The sequence below is a fragment of the Brevundimonas sp. FG128 genome (genome assembly GCF_057809775.1).
This window is the reverse complement of sequence record NZ_JBMDKP010000002.1, coordinates 105,049-122,760: the sequence shown is the minus strand read 5'-3', so window position 1 is coordinate 122,760 and position 17,712 is coordinate 105,049. Positions and strand designations below refer to the sequence as shown.

At 65.8% G+C, this 17,712-nt stretch carries 20 protein-coding genes; 4 read left to right on the top strand and 16 right to left on the bottom strand.

The window, feature by feature from the left end; translation table 11 throughout:
- Position 1: 1 nt before the first annotated feature.
- The 12 genes from ACODSC_RS04985 to lipA all read right to left on the bottom strand — a co-directional run bounded on the left by ACODSC_RS04985 (position 2) and on the right by lipA (position 10,282).
- Complete coding sequence (locus ACODSC_RS04985) at positions 2-481, bottom strand: glutathione peroxidase (protein WP_488812362.1); 480 nt, start codon at positions 479-481, stop codon at positions 2-4.
- Between the two features lie 15 nt (positions 482-496).
- Positions 497-1,795 carry a pyruvate dehydrogenase complex dihydrolipoamide acetyltransferase gene (locus ACODSC_RS04980; protein WP_488812360.1) on the bottom strand — a complete coding sequence of 433 codons (1,299 nt, stop codon included), beginning with the start codon at positions 1,793-1,795 and terminating at the stop codon, positions 497-499.
- Positions 1,792-3,159 carry a pyruvate dehydrogenase complex E1 component subunit beta gene (locus tag ACODSC_RS04975; protein ID WP_488812358.1) on the bottom strand — a complete coding sequence of 456 codons (1,368 nt, stop codon included), beginning with the start codon at positions 3,157-3,159 and terminating at the stop codon, positions 1,792-1,794. The genes ACODSC_RS04980 and ACODSC_RS04975 overlap by 4 nt, the downstream gene beginning before the upstream one ends.
- A 3-nt stretch (positions 3,160-3,162) precedes the next feature.
- On the bottom strand, positions 3,163-4,191 hold the full coding sequence (gene pdhA / locus ACODSC_RS04970; protein WP_135195511.1) for a pyruvate dehydrogenase (acetyl-transferring) E1 component subunit alpha: 1,029 nt from the start codon (positions 4,189-4,191) through the stop codon (positions 3,163-3,165).
- Between the two features lie 134 nt (positions 4,192-4,325).
- A complete protein-coding gene (locus ACODSC_RS04965) occupies positions 4,326-4,625 on the bottom strand; it encodes an FtsB family cell division protein (RefSeq protein WP_488813441.1) in 300 nt (99 codons plus the stop codon).
- Between the two features lie 138 nt (positions 4,626-4,763).
- Positions 4,764-6,041 carry a phosphopyruvate hydratase gene (gene eno, locus ACODSC_RS04960; RefSeq protein WP_488812356.1) on the bottom strand — a complete coding sequence of 426 codons (1,278 nt, stop codon included), beginning with the start codon at positions 6,039-6,041 and terminating at the stop codon, positions 4,764-4,766.
- 89 nt (positions 6,042-6,130) lie between these two features.
- Complete coding sequence (locus ACODSC_RS04955; RefSeq protein ID WP_488812354.1) at positions 6,131-6,751, bottom strand: hypothetical protein; 621 nt, start codon at positions 6,749-6,751, stop codon at positions 6,131-6,133.
- 110 nt (positions 6,752-6,861) lie between these two features.
- Positions 6,862-7,044, bottom strand: coding sequence for a 50S ribosomal protein L32 (gene rpmF / locus ACODSC_RS04950; protein ID WP_026108365.1), 183 nt, complete (start codon positions 7,042-7,044; stop codon positions 6,862-6,864).
- 155 nt (positions 7,045-7,199) lie between these two features.
- Positions 7,200-7,751: a sugar O-acetyltransferase gene (locus ACODSC_RS04945; protein WP_488812352.1), complete on the bottom strand. Its 552-nt coding sequence runs from the start codon at positions 7,749-7,751 to the stop codon at positions 7,200-7,202.
- Entirely contained in the window at positions 7,748-8,863 is a 1,116-nt protein-coding gene (locus ACODSC_RS04940; RefSeq protein ID WP_488812350.1) for an NAD(P)/FAD-dependent oxidoreductase, read from the bottom strand. Before ACODSC_RS04940 ends, ACODSC_RS04945 begins: the two co-directional genes overlap by 4 nt.
- Complete coding sequence (locus ACODSC_RS04935) at positions 8,860-9,312, bottom strand: type II toxin-antitoxin system RatA family toxin (RefSeq protein ID WP_488812348.1); 453 nt, start codon at positions 9,310-9,312, stop codon at positions 8,860-8,862. Before ACODSC_RS04935 ends, ACODSC_RS04940 begins: the two co-directional genes overlap by 4 nt.
- Before the next feature lie 7 nt (positions 9,313-9,319).
- Complete coding sequence (lipA, locus tag ACODSC_RS04930) at positions 9,320-10,282, bottom strand: lipoyl synthase (RefSeq protein WP_346496864.1); 963 nt, start codon at positions 10,280-10,282, stop codon at positions 9,320-9,322.
- A 183-nt stretch (positions 10,283-10,465) separates the two neighbouring features.
- Here lipA and ACODSC_RS04925 point away from each other — a divergent pair, with 183 nt between their 5' ends.
- Positions 10,466-12,019, top strand: a complete 1,554-nt coding sequence (locus ACODSC_RS04925) for an AMP-binding protein (RefSeq protein WP_488812346.1) — start codon at positions 10,466-10,468, stop codon at positions 12,017-12,019.
- On the opposite strand, the gene ygiD is transcribed toward ACODSC_RS04925, so the two are convergent.
- The 4 genes from ygiD to ACODSC_RS04905 form a co-directional block, all read right to left on the bottom strand.
- A complete protein-coding gene (gene ygiD / locus ACODSC_RS04920) occupies positions 12,020-12,778 on the bottom strand; it encodes a 4,5-DOPA-extradiol-dioxygenase (protein WP_488812344.1) in 759 nt (252 codons plus the stop codon).
- A gap of 4 nt (positions 12,779-12,782) precedes the next feature.
- The gene (gene wrbA, locus ACODSC_RS04915; protein ID WP_372691907.1) at positions 12,783-13,385 is read right to left on the bottom strand and encodes an NAD(P)H:quinone oxidoreductase; all 603 of its coding nucleotides are present in this window, start codon (positions 13,383-13,385) and stop codon (positions 12,783-12,785) included.
- Between the two features lie 97 nt (positions 13,386-13,482).
- A complete protein-coding gene (locus tag ACODSC_RS04910; RefSeq protein WP_488812342.1) occupies positions 13,483-13,941 on the bottom strand; it encodes a hypothetical protein in 459 nt (152 codons plus the stop codon).
- Positions 13,917-14,732 (bottom strand): D-alanyl-D-alanine carboxypeptidase family protein, encoded by an 816-nt coding sequence (locus tag ACODSC_RS04905; RefSeq protein ID WP_488812340.1) that lies wholly within the window; start codon positions 14,730-14,732, stop codon positions 13,917-13,919. Before ACODSC_RS04905 ends, ACODSC_RS04910 begins: the two co-directional genes overlap by 25 nt.
- Positions 14,733-14,879: 147 nt before the next feature.
- Between ACODSC_RS04905 and ACODSC_RS04900 the strand changes: the two genes are divergently transcribed.
- From ACODSC_RS04900 to ACODSC_RS04890, 3 genes are read left to right on the top strand one after another with little or no spacing between them, the layout of a single operon-like run.
- Entirely contained in the window at positions 14,880-16,241 is a 1,362-nt protein-coding gene (locus tag ACODSC_RS04900; RefSeq protein ID WP_488812338.1) for an MFS transporter, read from the top strand.
- Entirely contained in the window at positions 16,238-17,032 is a 795-nt protein-coding gene (gene mazG, locus ACODSC_RS04895; protein WP_488812336.1) for a nucleoside triphosphate pyrophosphohydrolase, read from the top strand. The genes ACODSC_RS04900 and mazG overlap by 4 nt, the downstream gene beginning before the upstream one ends.
- A 7-nt stretch (positions 17,033-17,039) precedes the next feature.
- Positions 17,040-17,696, top strand: coding sequence for an HAD family hydrolase (locus tag ACODSC_RS04890; RefSeq protein WP_488812334.1), 657 nt, complete (start codon positions 17,040-17,042; stop codon positions 17,694-17,696).
- Positions 17,697-17,712 lie beyond the last annotated feature (16 nt).

The following is a 17,712-nucleotide window of genomic DNA, read 5'->3' as shown; positions in this document are numbered from 1 at the left end:
ATCAGATCAACTTCTCGATGTCGGCCTTGATGGCCTCGGGTTCTGTCTGCGGGGCGTAGCGGGCGACCACCCTGCCCTCGCGGTCGGTCAGGAACTTGGTGAAGTTCCACTTGATGGCCTTGGAGCCAAGGAAGCCGCGTTTCTGCTGTGTCAGCCAGGCGTAGAGCGGATGCCGGTTCGGCCCGTTGACCTCCACCTTATCGAACAGGGGGAAGGTCACGTCGAAACTGGTGGCGCAGAAGGCGGCGATCTCCGCCGCCCGCCCCGGTTCCTGCTCGCCGAACTGGTTGCAGGGAAAGCCCAGCACCTCGAACGGCTGGTCGCCGAACGTCCGGTGCAGCTTTTCGAGGCCATCGTATTGCCCCGTGAAGCCGCACTTCGACGCCGTGTTCACGATCAGCAGCGCCTGACCGCGAAAACGGTCCAGCGAAACCTCCGTGCCGTCGATGGCGCGGGCGGAGAAGTCATAGACCGAGGTCATGACCTCACCCTCCCCTTACGCCAGCATCGCGACGGGATCTTCGATCAGCGGCTTGAACGCCTGCAGGAAGCGGGCGCCGGTCGCACCGTCCACCACGCGGTGATCGCAGGTCAGGGTCACGGTCATGACGGTGGCCGGAACGACCTGGCCGTTCTTAACGACCGCGCGCTGCTCGCCCGCACCCACGCTCATGATACAGCCCTGGGGCTCGTTGATGATCGAGGTGAACTGCTTGATGCCGAACATGCCCAGGTTGGACACCGAGAAGGTGCCGCCCTGGAACTCTTGCGGCTTCAGCTTGCGTTCGCGGGCGCGCTTGGCCAGGTCCTTGGACTCGGTCGCGATCTGCGCCAGCCCCTTGGTCTCGGCCTTCTTGATGATCGGGGTGATCAGGCCGCCGTCGATCGCCACCGCCATCGAGACGTCGGCGTTGTGGTGCATGGCGATGCCTTCGGGGGTGTAGGAGGCGTTCGCCTCCGGCACCATCTTCAGGGCCAGGGCGGCGGCCTTGATGACGAAGTCGTTGACCGACACCTTGATGCCCTGCGGCTCCAGCATCTTGTTCACCTTGGCGCGAACGGCCATCAGCTGGTCGATCTCAACGTCGATGAACAGCGGGAAGTGCGGCACGTTCTGGATGCTGTCGACCATGCGACGCGCCACGGCCTTCTTCATCCCGTCCAGCGGGATCAGATCGTAGCTGCCGTCGGGGATTCCCATCTGGGCCAGCGACAGAACCTGACGAGGCGCAATACCCGAGGTCGCGGCGGCGGCGGTCGCAGCGGCGGCCGGCTTGGTGGCGCCGGCGGAGACGCCTTCGACGTCACGCTTGACGATACGACCGTGCGGCCCGGTGCCCTTGATCGACTTCAGATCGACGCGGTTCTGGGCGGCGATGCGACGCGCCAGAGGTGAAGAGAAGATGCGCTCTCCGTTTTCCGATTTCGGCGCAGCGGGAGCCGGAGCGGCAGCAGCAGCAGCCTTGGGCGCTTCAGCGGCGGGAGCGGCTTCGGCCTTCGGCGATTCCTCGGTTTTGGCGGCGGGCTTTTCAGCGGCCTTGGGTGCGGCGGCTCCGCCTTCATCCTTCAGGCGGGCGATGGGCGTATTGACCTTCACGCCTTCCGCCCCTTCGGCGACCAGTATGTCGGTGATCTCGCCCTCATCGACGGCCTCGACTTCCATCGTGGCCTTGTCGGTTTCGATCTCGGCGATCACGTCGCCGGCGGAGACGACGTCTCCGACCTTGACGTGCCACTTGGCCAGGACGCCCTCCTCCATGGTCGGAGACAGGGCAGGCATCAGAATGTCGGTCATGCCATCACCTGCTTCACGGCCGCGATGATCTTGTCCACGCCAGGCAGCGACAGCACTTCGAGGTTGGCAGCGTAGGGCAGCGGCACGTCTTCCTGATGCACCCTGAGCGGCGGCGCATCCAGATAGTCAAAGGCGTGTTCGATGACGCGGGCCACGACCTCGGCGCCGACGCCCATCGGACCCCAGCCCTCTTCGGCCGAGACCAGACGGCTGGTCTTCTTGACGCTCTCGACGATGGTGTCGGTGTCCAGCGGACGCAGGGTGCGCAGATCGACGACCTCGCACTCGATGCCGTCTTCGGCCAGCTTCTCGGCGGCCTGCAGGGCGAAGCCGACCATGCGGCTGTGGGCCGTGATGGTGACGTCCTTGCCTTCGCGACGGACCTTGGCCTTGCCGATGGGCAAGACGTAGTCCTCGACGTCCGGGACATCGAACTCCAAGCCGTACATCATCTCGTGTTCGAGGAAGACGACCGGGTTCGGATCGCGAATGGCGGCTTTCAGCAGGCCCTTGGCGTCGGCCGCGTCATAGGGCGCAACAACTTTCAGACCCGGAACCTGAGCATACCAGGCCGAATAGTCCTGGCTGTGCTGGGCGCCGACGCGCGAGGCGGCGCCGTTCGGACCGCGGAAGACGATGGGCGCGCGGATCTGACCACCCGACATATACAGGGTCTTGGCGGCCGAGTTGATGATGTGGTCGATCGCCTGCATGGCGAAGTTGAACGTCATGAACTCGACGATCGGCTTCAGGCCCGACATGGCCGCGCCGACACCCAGGCCGGCGAAGCCATGCTCGGTGATCGGGGTATCCACGACGCGCTGGTCGCCGAACTCCTGCAACAGGTCGCGGCTGACCTTGTAGGCGCCTTGATACTGAGCGACTTCCTCGCCGATCAAGAAGACGCGGTCATCACGACGCATCTCTTCGGCCATGGCGTCGCGCAGGGCGTCGCGGACCGTCGTCTTGACCAGTTTGGCGTCGGCCGGGATTTCCGGGTCGCGCAGTTCGACCTTGGGGGTCGAGGTCTGGGCCGGAGCCTTTTCGGGATCGCCCGTCTTGCCTTCGGCAGCAGCCTTGGGGGCCTTAGCTTCAGCGGCCTTGGGCGCAGGCGCCGCTGCGCCGTCTTCGCCGGCCAGACGCGCGATCGGCGTATTGACCTTCACGTTCTCCGAACCTTCGGCGACCAGGATTTCCAGCACTTCGCCTTCATCCACGGCCTCGACTTCCATCGTCGCCTTGTCGGTTTCGATCTCGGCGATCACCTGGCCGGCCGACACGGTGTCGCCTGCCTTGATGTGCCATTTGGTCAGCGTGCCCTCTTCCATCGTGGGGGACAGCGCCGGCATCAGAATGTCGGTCACGGATCAGGCCTCCACGTAGACGTCGGTGTAGAGCTCGGACGGATCGGGTTCCGGGCTCTCTTGGGCGAATTGAACAGCTTCGGCGACGATCGCCTTGATTTCGGTGTCGATGGCCTTGAGCTCGTCCTCGGTCGCATTGGCGGCCGACAGCAGCATCTTCAGGTGATCGATCGGGTCACGGGTCTTCTTGACCTCGTCCACCTCTTCCTTGGTCCGGTATTTCGCCGGGTCGGACATCGAGTGACCGCGATAGCGATAGGTCTTCACCTCCAGAATGAATGGACCGCCGCCTTCGCGGGCGCGCTTAACCGCGCGGGCGGTGGCGTCGCGCACGGCCAGCACGTCCATGCCGTCAACCTGTTCGCCCGGAATGCCGAAGCTGGCCCCGCGCTGATACAGTTCGGTCGTGGATGACGAGCGTTCGATGCTCGTGCCCATGGCGTACTGGTTGTTCTCGATGATGTAGATGGCCGGCAGCTTCCACAGCTGGGCCATGTTGAAGCTCTCGTAGACCTGACCCTGGTTCGAGGCGCCGTCGCCGAAATAGACGAAGGCGACCGAGTCGTCTCCGCGATACTTGCCCGCAAACGCCAGGCCGGTGCCGAGCGCGACCTGGGCGCCGACGATGCCGTGGCCGCCATAGAAGCCGGTCGGCACGTCGAACATGTGCATCGAACCGCCCTTGCCCTTGGACGACCCGCCGCTGCGGCCGGTCAGCTCGGCCATGACTTCCTTGGGATCCATGCCGGCGGCCAGCATGTGACCGTGATCACGATAGCCGGTGATGATCTTGTCGTGGCCCTGTTTGACGCTCTCCTGAACGCCGACGGCCACGGCTTCCTGGCCGATGTACAGGTGGCAGAAGCCGCCGATCAGACCCATACCGTAGAGCTGGCCTGCACGCTCCTCGAAGCGGCGGATCAGAACCATCTCGCGATAGAAGCGAAGCAGGTCTTCCTTCGACGCCGTCGGCGTGTTGGGCAGTTTGTCAGGCGAAGTCGTCTGAGCGGATTTGGCTGGGGCTTTCGCCATCCGGTATCTCCCGGCTAGGCGTCGAGAAGCGACGCCTTCTTATCGTTACGGAAAGGGGCTTTAGCAGCCTTCCTTCCCGGAACGCAAAGGGGTGCGGGCGCCCCTGTAACAATAGTTCAAGTGGCGACGGCGCCTCAGCCCTGCGCAGCTTGCGCGGGGACGCGGATCACATAGTCGCGGGGGTCCGAGAAGCCCAGCACGGCGCGCGCGCGCTCTTCCAACAAATCCTTGGAGAGGCTGTCGGTGCGCAGATAGCGAACTCGCGTCTCGAGGTCGCGTCGCTGTTCGGTAAGATGGGCGAGCTGATCCACACGCTGCCCCAGCAGGGCGTCGCGGGACGAGCCGCTCAACAAGCCGCGCTCGCCCGTCAGCGCCTGCACCCCAAGATAGGCAAGCAACAGCAACAGGGCGAAGGACAGGCGGTAGGGTTTCATCCGTTCGGGCACTTAAGACGCTCCTTCTGAGCGCGAGAACACAGCTGACGAAAGGTGCCCGAAAATGCCTAACGAAATGTAGCTTGACCGTAAGAAAATCGGCGGAGAACACTGATTCTCCGCCGACAATTCATATTCTTATTTCAGCAGCATGCCGTCGCCGAAATAGACGCCCTGGTCGCCCAGCATCTCTTCGATGCGCAGCAGCTGATTGTATTTTGCCACCCGGTCCGACCGCGCCAACGAGCCGGTCTTGATCTGCCCGCAGTTGGTGGCCACGGCCAGGTCGGCGATGGTCGAATCCTCGGTCTCGCCCGAACGGTGGCTCATCACGGCGGTGTAGCCGGCGCGGTGGGCCATATCGACGGCGTCCAGGGTCTCGGACAGGGTGCCGATCTGGTTGACCTTGATCAGGATGGAGTTGGCCAGGCCCTCGCCGATGCCGGCGGCCAGGCGCGCGGGGTTGGTCACGAACAGGTCGTCGCCGACCAGCTGGATCCGGTCGCCCATCCGCTCGGTCAACAGGCGCCAGCCGTCGAAGTCGTCTTCGGCCATGGCGTCTTCGATCGAGATGATCGGGAAACGCTCCACCAGATCGGCGAGGTAGCCGACCATTCCCTCGGCATCGAGCGACTTGCCTTCGCCGGCCATCTCATACTTGCCGTCCTTGAAGAACTCGGTCGAGGCGACGTCCAGAGCCAGATGGAAATCCTCGCCCGCTAGATAGCCGGCCGCCTGGCCCGCCTTGGTGATGAAGCTGAGCGCTTCGTCGGCCGAAGCCAGATTGGGGGCAAAGCCGCCCTCGTCGCCGACGTTGGTGTTGTGGCCGGCGTCCTTCAACTGCTTCTTCAAGGCGTGGAAGATTTCCGCCCCCATGCGCAGGGCGTCCGAGAAGGTCTCCGCCCCGGTCGGTACGATCATGAATTCCTGGATGTCGATCGGATTGTCGGCATGGGCCCCGCCGTTGATGATGTTCATCATCGGAGTGGGCAGCACGCGGGCCGAAATGCCGCCGATATAGCGGTGCAGCGGCAGGCCGGCGGAGATGGCGCTGGCCTTGGCCACGGCCAGGGAGACACCCAGGATGGCGTTAGCGCCCAGACGCGCCTTGTTGGGTGTTCCATCCAGCGCGATCATCGTTTCGTCGATGCGGCGCTGATCCTCGGCGTCCATGCCCGACAGGGCGTCGAAGATTTCGCCGTTGACCGCATCCACGGCCTTCTGGACGCCCTTGCCGCCCCACATATCCTTGTCGCCGTCGCGGAGTTCGACCGCTTCGTGCGCGCCGGTCGAGGCGCCGGAGGGAACGGCGGCACGGCCGAACGATCCGTCTTCCAGAACCACATCGACTTCGACGGTGGGATTGCCCCGGCTGTCGAGGATTTGGCGGGCGACGATGTCGGCGATGTCGGTCATGGCTCGGCTCTTTGGCTCAGGACGGAAGGGAGGTTCGACGGTTTAGCCGCCTCCCCGCCAAACGCCAATGGCGCCGTCGTCGCCCGATGTCAGGAACAGCCCTCGACCAGTTGGATCGACGGGTCGCCGGCATGGACGCGCATCACCTTGCCGTCGCTGCCGATCTCGTAACGCACGCCGCGCGCCGCCGGATCGGTGACATAGGACGTCGAGCCGCCGCGCGACCAGATGAACAGGTCTTCCGCCGGCGCATCCTGATATTTGTGGGGCTGGGCGAAGATGGCGCCGCCATAGGCCTGTTTGATCGCCATGCCGGTATCGCCGACGCCGAACCCGCGATCGGTCTTGGTCGTCGCGCCGCGCATCAGGGTGATCCGGGTCAGGACGCCATTCTGGATCATGACCAGCACGTCCGTCGGCGCCTTGGTCGGATGGAACTCGTCGCAGGTTTCAGGATCGGCGCCGCCGACGGCGTTGGGTTGGGAATCCTCGCCCCAGACCTTTACAAGGTCCGCCCGAGTCATGCCGATTCGCACCGGCCCCAGCCCTTCGCTTGTCAGGGCCGTCTCATCCACGACCGCAGGCGGCGTCGCCGCTGGGGCGGGGCTGGCTGCGGGCGGGTCGGCGGCGGCGGGCGGCTCAGAATCCCTACGGTCGCAGGCGGCGAGGGCGAGCAGCGCGACGACGCTGACGGCGGTGAATCGAATCATGAGGCGCATCTCCGATGAAGCTTCACCGCACTCAACGCACGAAAACGGCGCGCGGGTCACCGCGCGCCGTCAAATTCATCGTCCGGCCGAAACCGACAGGCCTTGGAAGACTAGTCTTCCTTAGGCGTGATGACCTGGCGACCACGATAGGTGCCGGTCTTCAGGTCGATGTGGTGCGGGCGCTTCAGCTCGCCGGTGTCCTTGTCCTCGACATAGACGTTCGAGGTCAGGGCGTCGTGGGCGCGGCGCATGTTGCGACGCGAGGGGGATACTTTCCGCTTCGGAACGGCCATGTCCGTCTCAATCTTCTAAGTCGGGCGCCGCCCAGAGCCGAAGCCTGATCTAGCGCGAAAACAATAGCGGCGGCCCTGAACCCTTCAAAGGAAGAACGGGGGACCGCCACGCGAGGCGCGGCTTATGCATGAACCCCGCGACGATTTCAAGGCGTTTAAGCAGGCGTCAGGCGACGGACGATCTTCGCCGGATTTCCGACCACAACGACATCCGACGGCACATCCTTCGTCACCACCGAACCGGCGCCGATCACAGAACGATCGCCGATGGTGACGCCGGCCAGAACGATGGCGCCGCCGCCGATCCAGACGTCGTCGCCGATGACGATGGGCCGCGCCGTCTCCTCGCCTCGACGCGCCACGGCGTCCAGCGGATGCTCCGGCGTCAGAAGCTGCACCCCAGGCCCGGCCTGGAAGTTGTCGCCGATGCGAATCTCGGCGCAGTCCAGAAACACGCAGTTGGCGTTGGCGAAGGCCCGCGCCCCCAGGTGGATGTTGACGCCGTAGTCACAGAAGAAGCCCGGCATGATCACCGCCTTGCCGTCGGCCGCGTTCACCAGCTCATTGACCAGAGCGCCGCGCCGTTCGCGATCCGGCTCGGCGTTGATGGCGACGGTCAGGCCCACGGCGCGGGCGCGACCGTCGCGCAGGTCCTGATCACCCGGATCATAGGGCAGACCCGCCAGCATCTTCTCGCGCTCGGTCATGCGGTCTCCATCAGGGCGGCAGCCACGGCCTCGCCTACGGCCAGCGAGCTGGTCAGACCGGGACTCTCGATGCCGAACAGGGCCATCAGGCCGTCGATGCCGTGATGTTCGCGTCCATGCAGTTGGAAGTCGGGCTGCGGCTCACCCGGCCCATGCAGCTTGGGCCGGATGCCGGCGTAGTCCGGCGTCAGGGCGCCGTCGGGCAGGCCCGGCCAGAAGCGGCGGATATAGGCGGCGAACACCTCGGCCTTGGCCGGGTCGACCGAATAGTCCTCGGTCTCGATGTAGGCCAGATCGGGGCCGAACACCGCCTGCCCTCCCAGGTCCTTGCGATAATGGGTGCCCAGCGCGCCGGGAATAGGCGGCGGATAGATCAGTCGGTCGAACGGCGCCTTGCCGACCAGGCGGAAATAGACGCCCTTGCCGAAATGGCCCGCCGGAATGTCGCCGGCCGGATAGCCGTCGATGGCCGCCGCCACGGCCTGGGCCGACAGACCGGGCGCCGTGACCAGCAGGCGGCTGGTGACCTGCATCGCCCCCTCCCCGCCCACACGGATCGTGAAGCCGCCGCCCGGCAGGGGTTCGGCGCCCTCGAACGGCGCCGAGACCACGACCGAGCCGCCCGCATCCTCGATCTCACCCTGCAGGGCCAGCATATAGCCGTGGCTATCGAAAAGGCCGCTCTCGGGCGACAGAATGGCGGCGTGAGCATTCAGTTCGGGCTCCAGCGCTCGCGCCTGGGCGCCGGTCAGGTGCTCCAGTCCCTCGACCCCGTTGGCCGTCGCCTGTTCGAAGATGGCCTCGATCCGCTCGACCTCGGCCTCTTGCGTCGCCACGACCAGCTTGCCGCACTTCCAGTGATCGATCTTGCGGCTAGCCAGGAAGTCATAGAGGGCGCGCCGTCCTTCGACGCAGAAGCGGGCCTTCAGCGATCCGGTCGGATAATAGAGACCGCCATGGATGACCTCGGAATTGCGTGACGAGACGCCCTGCCCGATATGGCCTTCCTTCTCCAGCACCAGCACCGTCAGGCCCCGTTTCGACAACGCCCGACCGCAGGCCAGGCCCACAGCCCCGGCGCCCACGACGGTCGCGTCGAAATCGAAACTCATCGGCCGCCGTACCTCCGCTGCGCCTCGGCTTCGAAACAGCCGATCAGCTTTTCCACCGCCCGATCAAAGTTGGCCGACAGCATCAGGTCCAGCATCTTCGATTTGAAGGCGAAGTCGATCATGAACTCCAGCCGCGCGCCATCGGGGTGCGGAAAGAACTCCCACCGATTCTTCAGGTGCTTGAACGGCCCGCGCAGCAGGCCGACCTCCACCTTGGGCGCGTTCCGGTCATGCCGGACCCAGGTCGAGAACCGCTCCTTCAGGAAGGAGAAGCCCACACCGGCTTCCGCGTCCAGCACGGTGACACCCTCGCCTTCGGCCCGCTCATTCCAGACGCGCATTGTCGTGACCCACGGTACGAAGTCGGGATAGGCGCGCACGTCGGCGACCAGATCGGCAAGCTGTTCGGGCGCATAGGGAAGGATGCGCGTAACGCGGTGGACGGCCATTCGAGACTTAGCGACGCAGCTGCGCCTCGCGCGCCGCCTTCAGCCGGGCGAAGTCGTCGCCGGCGTGGTGCGACGAACGTGTCAGCGGCGACGAGGACACCATCAGGAAGCCCTTGGCCCGGGCGATCGCCTCATAGGCCTTGAACTCTTCCGGCGTGACGAACCGGTCGATGGCGGCGTGTTTGCGCGTCGGCTGGAGGTATTGGCCGATGGTGATGAAATCGACGCCGGCGGACCGCATGTCGTCCATCACCTGCATGACCTCTTCCTTGGTCTCGCCCAGGCCGACCATGATGCCGGACTTGGTGAACTGCTCCGGGTCACGCTCCTTGACCATCTGCAGCAGACGCAGGCTGTGGAAGTAGCGGGCGCCGGGTCGGATCTTCAGATACAGGCGCGGAACAGTCTCAAGGTTGTGGTTGAAGACGTCCGGCTTGGCGTCGATCATCACGGCGGCCGCCCCGTCCTTGCGCAGGAAGTCGGGCGTCAGGATCTCGATGGTGGTGCCCGGCGCCTGGATGCGGATCTGGCGCACAACCTCGGCGAAGTGGGCAGCGCCGCCGTCCGACACGTCGTCGCGATCGACCGAGGTGATCACCACATGGTTCAGGCCCATTTGCTGGACCGCCAAACCGACCTTTCCGGCCTCTTCCGGGTCAAGCGGCTGGGGCAGGCCCGTCTTGACGTTGCAGAAGGCGCAGGCCCGCGTGCAGGTGTCGCCCATGATCATCAGGGTGGCGTGCTTCTGGCTCCAGCACTCGCCGATGTTCGGACAGGCCGCCTCCTCGCACACCGTCACCAGCCCCTTGGAGCGCACGATCTCCTTGGTCGCATTGTACTGGCCCGATCCGGGCGCCTTGACCCGCAGCCAGTCTGGCTTTTTCAGAACGACCGACTCGGGCCGGTTCTGCTTTTCGGGGTGACGCAGCTCGGAAGGTTTGCGCTGAAGGGTGTCGATCAGGGTGACCATTCCCGGTATTTCGGACTTTGAAGGCGTTAAGGCAAGGCACACCGGGTAACAGACTTGCCGCAGGCGTGATCGCGCCTCGGAACTCACGCGACGTTACGCATCTTTTCAAGATGACACGGCGTCATTAATGACAGACGCCCGAACAACAGAGAGGGCCGCCCGCGCCCTCCGTAGGAGACGCGCTTGCGCCAGGCCCTGGATTCCTCGCTTTACGACTCGTCCCTGATCGACGCCTTGATCGATGCGCGGGCACGGTTCGGCGACAAGGAAATCCTGGAGGACCAGGATCGCCACCCCCTCACCTACACCGGCCTGATCCGCGCCGCCTTCGTGCTGGGCCGCAAGATCGCCCACATGACCGAATTGAGCGAGCGGGTCGCCATCCTGCTGCCGTCATCGATGGGCGTCGTCGTCACCTTCTTCGGGCTGCACGCCCACGGCCGCGTGCCGGTGATGCTGAACTTCACCGCCGGCGAGGCCAATCTGAAGGCCGCGATCAAGGCCTCGGGCGTCAAGAAGGTGCTGACCGCCAAACGCTTCATCGACCAGGCCAAGCTGGACGACCTGATCGTCGAACTAAAGACCGTCGCCGACGTGGTCTGGCTGGACGACGTGCGCAAGACCATAGGCCTGGCCGACAAGCTGTACGGCCTCGCCGCCGGCGCGGCGCCCAAGCGGTTCCGTGTGAAGACCGACCCGGACGCTCCGGGCGTCGTCTTGTTCACCTCCGGCAGTTTCGGCACGCCCAAGGGCGTGGTGCTGAGCCAGGAGAATCTGGTCGCCAACGCCCGCCAGGTGGCGGCCCATATCGACCTGCTGCCGGAATGGGTGATGTTCAATCCCCTGCCGACCTTCCACTGTTTCGGCCTGACCGGCGGGGTCATCCTGCCGCTGCTGCAAGGGCTGAAGGCGTTTCAGTATCCGTCGCCGCTGCACGCCAAACAGATCACCGACCTGCTGCCCCAGGTTAACGCCTCGATCCTGTTCGCCACCGACACGTTCCTGAACCAGTACGGTCGCGTCGCCGAGCCGAACGACTTCTCGACGCTGAAGTTCGTGGTCGCCGGCGCCGAGAAGGTGAGGCCCGAAACCCGCGCCCTGTTCGATGAAAAGTTCGGCGGCGTCGTGCTGTTGGAAGGCTATGGCGCAACCGAAGCCTCGCCCGTGATCGCCGTGAACCACCCCGACCGCAACGCGCCCGGCACCGTGGGCCAGGTCCTCCCCGGCATCGACTGGACGCTGGAGCCGGTCGAGGGCATCGATGCGGGCGGCCGTCTGATGCTGCGCGGTCCCAACGTCATGAGCGGCTATGTCACCTCGGCCGAACCCCTGGCCTGGGATCCGATCGGCGACGACTGGCTGGACACCGGCGACATCGTCGATGTGGACGCCGAGGGCTATGTCACCATCCGGGGCCGCGCCAAGCGCTTCGCCAAGATCGGCGGCGAAATGGTTTCCCTGACCGCCGTGGAAGGCATCGCCGGCGCCGTCTGGCCGGATCAGCGCCACGCCGTCGTGTCGATCCCCGACAGCCGCAAGGGCGAGAAACTTGTCCTGGTCACCGACCACGCCGAGGCCCAGGTCGCCCCCCTGGCCGAATGGGCCCGCACCAACGGCGCACCCGAGCTGATCGTGCCCAAGAAGATAGTCAAGGTCGCCGAAGTGCCGGTCCTGGGCACCGGCAAAACGGACTATGTGACGATCCAGAAGATGGTCGAGGCCGAAAAGTCGGCCTGATCAGCCGATCCTGACGCCCGTCATCGAGATTGAGCCGCCGTCGATGCGGTCGTTGAAGAAGCTGACCGCTTCGCCCGGCTCCTGCTGGGCGGCGACATACAGCACCGGCAGATAGTGTTCGTCGGTCGGCACGCTCATCTGGGCGTCCTCGGCCAGGCCGATCCAGTCGATCAGGGCGTAGTGGTCGCCCTTTTCGAACGCTATCTTCACCGCCTCGTTGAACCCGGTCGCCCAGGCGTAGGGTTCGGCGCCGTCCTCACGCTTCCAGGTCCGCAGATTGTGCACGAAGTCGCCCGAGCCGGCGATGACGATCCCCTCGTCCCGCAGCGGCCGCAGGGCCTTGGCCAGTTCGTAGTGCTGACGCGCGGTCAGCTCGCGATTCAGCGACAGCTGCACCACCGGCACATCGGCGTCCGGCCAGACGTGAACCAGCACCGACCAGGTTCCGTGATCCAGTCCCCATTGCTGCGTCTGGACCGCGCCGGTCAACTCCGCCACCCGAGCCGCCAGTTGGGGCGACCCGGGCGCGGGATACTGCATCTCTTGAAGTTCACGCGGGAAGTTGCCGAAATCATGGATGGTTTCGGGTCGGTCCTGCGCAGTGACGCCCAGCCCGCGCGTCTCCCAGTGGGCGGAGATCATCACCACCCCCTTGGGTTTGCCGATGGCCTCGCCCAGCGTGCGCCAGGCAGCCCCATAGGGACCGCCAAGCGCGTTCATGGGCGAACCGTGACCGAAGAAGACGGCGGGCTGGCGCATCGGATCAGCCGTGCAGCTTCTTAGCCAGTTCGGCGATATGCTTGCCCTGGAACCTGGCGCCGCCCAGTTCGATCTCGCTGGGCTGACGCGAACCGTCGCCGCCAGTGATCGTCGTCGCACCATAGGGCGAACCGCCCTCGACCGAGTCCAGCGTCATCATCGCCTGATACGAGTAAGGCAGGCCCACGACCGGCATGCCGTGGTGCATGAAGAAGTTGTGCAGCCCCTGGAAAGTCGTTTCCTGACCGCCGTGCTGGGTCGCGGTGGCGGTGAAGGCGCCGCCGATCTTGCCGATCAGGGCGCCGCTGAACCACAGGCCGCCGGCCTGATCCAGGAAGGCGCGCATCTGCGACGCAGCCGAGCCGAAGCGGGTGCCGGCGCCGATGATGATGGCGTCATAGTCCTTCAGGTCGTCGATCTTGGCGATCGGCGCCTTCTGATCCAGCTTGTAGTGCGAGGCTTTGGCTAGCTCTTCCGGCACGGTTTCCGGCACGCGCTTGATGTCCACCACCGCGCCTTCGACCTCGCGCGCGCCCTCGGCGACGGCTTCGGCCATGGTTTCGAGGTGGCCATAGGTCGAGTGATAGAGGACGAGGATCTTGGGCATTGGAGAGGCTCCGTTGGAATGACCGGCCGTAATTCGCAACAACGACCGTTGCTAACTTGGCGTGTCCCTTCGGCCCATGCAACCCCCCGGCAAGGTTTCAACGCACGAAAGGACAGACCGCCTCATAGAAGGCCGCGCTGCCCGGCGCCCTGCCTCCGCGCATTCTATGGAAACGATGTTCCATCACCATCGCCTGCTGCTCGATGTTCAGCCCATCCCAACGGCAGTCCGGATCGGCGGAATAGGCGTAGGCGGCCGCATCGTCTCCCGCCTTCAACTTGGCGAACAAGAGGTTCACCCCCTGCTGCGCCTGCCAGATATGGGTCAGCTCATGCACCAGCACGCCCTGCAGATGCAGCGAGGCCGAGGCGAAGTCACCGACCATCGCCCTGTGCGGCCAGACGATCCAGTCGCGCCCGAACCAGCGGCCGGCGACGAAGGCGCGCCGGAACGGCCAGCCGATCAGACGTACGGTCTCCAGGCGCAAGGCCGCCCCGAACGCCTCGCGCCCCAGGGCCGCCTCACCCTCGGTCAGGGCGCGAACGAAGGATCCCACGGCCTTACATACTCCCAATGCCAAGGCTCATAGACGTAGGGCGTAAACCCGAACCGTCCACCGTTCGCCACCAGCCAACGATAGGTCGCCGACCGCGCCATATGTTCGCGGCTGGCCGGCGAGGTGGAATCGACGCCCTGCCCCGGCGCCTGGCCGACATACAGATCGACCGCCGTCCCTGTCCTGTGCGGTGAACAGACGGCGCGGCGCAACCCGTCGCAATTGCCCTGCTGGGCGCAACGGGCGGCGTCCGCTTCTGGGTCGCGGAAGCCCGAGAAAATCTGCAACAGCTCGGGATTGCCCGCCACCTCGGGAACCTCGGCGCGAGCGGCGGCCACCAGCCGGCGATAGGCGTCCAGCACGTCGCGCCGCAACAGGCGCGTCAGACGGTCCGCATGTTCCTCGGACGCGACCAGATAACCCAGCTGGTTGATCGGCGGCGGCTCGGGACAGGCGCCGCCGACCCGCGCCATCACGAACGGCCGCCGCTCCTGCCATAGCCCTCTGAACACCTGAAACGTCGCGGGGTCGAACAGGCCGGTTGGCGCCAGGCCGTGAGTCTGCTGGAACCCCGCCAGTTGCGACGCGAAGATCGGCGTGCCGGGGCCGCAGGGCGTATTCAGCTCGTGCTGGACCAGCGGCAGATAGGCCTGCCACCCCCACTCCGCAGCCCCGAACGGCGCCCATTCCATCCCATAGGCCGAGGCTGCATTCGCCAGTCCCTGCGCCTGCCAACCGTCGGCATTGGTGTGGCAGGGGCCGGCCGCACGCGCGCCGCCGGCGAAGACCAACGCAAAGCAAAGGGACAGGAACGCAAGAGGGCTTCGCCACATGGCGCACAGGAAGCCCCAAGCCGGTCGATCTCACAAGTGCATGCTTCGCCGATCGCTGGCATGGTGGCGCGCGGCCGACTCGCGCCGCGCCTTTCGGACCGACGCATGTCCACCGCCGCGCCGACCGCGCCCCGCCGTTCCAATGCGGTGCTCGCCGCCTTTTCCGGTCCCTGCCTGCCGCTGGCGGCCTTCGGCGTTGCCCTGCCCGTCACACTGCCCGAGTTTTACGCCACCCATGTGGGTCTGGAACTGGGCGTCGTGGCCGCCGTCTTCATGGCCGTGCGCCTGATCGACATCGTCTTCGACCCCTTCATCGGCTGGGGCATGGACAAGACCAATACCCGGTTCGGCCGCTATCGCCCCTGGATGGCGCTCTCGACGCCGATCCTGATGCTGTCGGCCTTCATGATGTTCGTGGTGGTCCAGCCGGGCGCCGGGCCCGCCTATCTGTTCGGCTGGCTGCTGGTCCTCTACCTCGGCTTCTCGATCGGCACCCTGGGCCAGTTGGGCTGGGCCGCCGTCCTCGCCCCCCAGTATGACCAGCGCAGCCGCGTCTATGGCTGGTGGCAGGTGTTCAACATTATCGGCGTGATCCTGATTCTGGTCCTGCCGACCGTGGTGGTCCAGACCGGCATCGGGACCTATGCCGACGGCGTGCGGATCATGGGCTGGGCCATTCTGATCGCCCTGCCCCTGACCATCGGCCTGGCCATGGTCGCCGTACCCGAGCCGGTCAATGCGGGCGATCAACCCCACGGGGGGCTGAGCGCCTATCTGGCCCTGTTGAAGATGCCGACGGTGCGCAAACTGCTGATCGCAGACCTGCTGCTGGGCGTCGCGCCCGGCATCACCGGCTCGCTGTTGTTCTTCTTCTTTGGCCAGATCAAGGGCTACGACCACAGCCAGGCCGGCCTGTTCATGCTGTTCTATTTCGTCGCCGGCCTGTGCGGCGCGCCGATCTGGGCCTGGCTGGCCACGCGGATCGGCAAGGACAAGGCCTTGGCGGTCGCCAGCCTGATCTTCGCGGCCCTCTATATCGCCGCCACCCTGGTCCCCGGCGGCAACTTCGCCCTGACGGCAGGCGCCATGTTCATCGCCGGCCTGCCCTATGCCGCCGGCCTGTTCCTGCTGCGGGCCATGATGGCCGACGCTGGCGACGAGGTGCGTCTGGAGACCGGCGTGGACCGCACCGGCCTGATGTTCTCCATCCTGTCGGCGACGACCAAGATCGGCCATGTCGTGGCCCTGATCCCTTACCTCATCCTGCAATGGGTGGGCTTCAAGGCAATCCCGGAAGCGGGCGGAAACAGCGACTTCTCCCTGTTGACGCTCCAGATTCTGTTCATCCTGGTCCCCGGCCTGCTGCTGGCGGCGGCCGCCTGGGTGCTGAAGGGCTATCCCCTGACGCCGAAACGCCACGACGAGATCCGCCTCGCACTCGAAGCCCGCGACGGAGCCCGCACTTGAAACCCATCGACCGCCTGCTCGGCGTCATGGAGCGGTTGCGCGACCCTGACGGCGGCTGCCCCTGGGACGTGGAGCAGACCTTCGCCACCATCGCTCCCTATACGATCGAAGAGGCCTATGAGGTCGCCGACGCCATCGAGCGCAACGATCTGAACGAGCTGAAGGGCGAACTGGGCGACCTGCTGTTCCAGGTCGTCTTCCACGCCCGCATGGCCGAGGAACAGGGCCTGTTCGCCTTCGACGACGTTGTCACCGCCATCGCCGACAAGCTGGAACGCCGCCACCCCCACGTCTTCGGCGACGAAGCCCAACGGTCTTCAAAAGAACAGACCGTCGCCTGGGAGGCCATCAAGGCCGCCGAACGCAAGGACCGCAAGAAACCCGGCGTGCTCGACGATGTCCCGGTCGGCCTGCCCGCCCTAACCCGCGCCGCCAAGCTGACGAAGCGCGCCGGTCGCGTCGGCTTCGACTGGCCCTCGACCGACGAGGTATTCGACAAGTTAGCCGAAGAGGTCGCGGAACTGCGCGTCGAGATCGCGGCCGGCGACATGGCCAAGGCGCGCGAGGAGCTGGGCGACCTGCTGTTCGTCGTCGCCAACCTGGCCCGCAAGCTGGACGTCGAGCCCGAAGATGCGCTCCGCGCCACCAACGCCAAGTTCGTGCGCCGCTTCGGCTTCATCGAGACCGAACTGGCCAAGGACGGTCGAACCCCCGATCAATCGACGCTGGAGGAAATGGACCGCCTCTGGGACGCCGCAAAGGTCGCCGAGAAGGCCGCTCCCGCGAACTGAGCCGCCCATGACCTACGACCTGATCATCTTCGACTACGACGGCGTCGTGGCCGACAGCGAGGTGCTGAACAGCACCGTCATGGCCGAACAACTGACCGCCATCGGCCTGCCCACCAGCCTGGACGACGTGCTGGCCGCCTATACGGGCAAGCGCTGGCGCGATAACCGACCGGCGGTTGAGGCGGCCTTGGGCCGCGCCTGTCCCGAAGACTTCCACACCATCTGGTTCGCGACCTGCCGCCAGCGCGCACCGACCCATCTGAAGCCCGTGCCGGGGATGCTCGACTTCGTCGCCGCCCGGTCCGAGGCGCGCTGCATCGCCTCGTCCAGCGGTCCCGACTGGATCGGCGTCGGCCTGGAGCTGTTCGGCCTGACCGATCATTTCGACGGTGCCGTCTTCACCGGCCTGGTGGTCGAGCGCGGCAAGCCCCATCCCGACATCTTCCTGCACGCCGCCGACAGAATGGGCGTCGATCCGGCCCGCGTTCTGGTGATCGAAGACAGCGAGGCGGGCGTCACCGCCGGGGTCGCGGCCGGCATGACCGTCGTCGGCCTGACCGCTGGAGGCCACATCCGCGACGGCCATGCCGAACGCTTGGTCGCGCGCGGCGCCCACCACATCGCCGCCAGCTATGCCGCCGTCGCGGCCTTCATGGACCGATAGCCGCCGTCACTCGCGG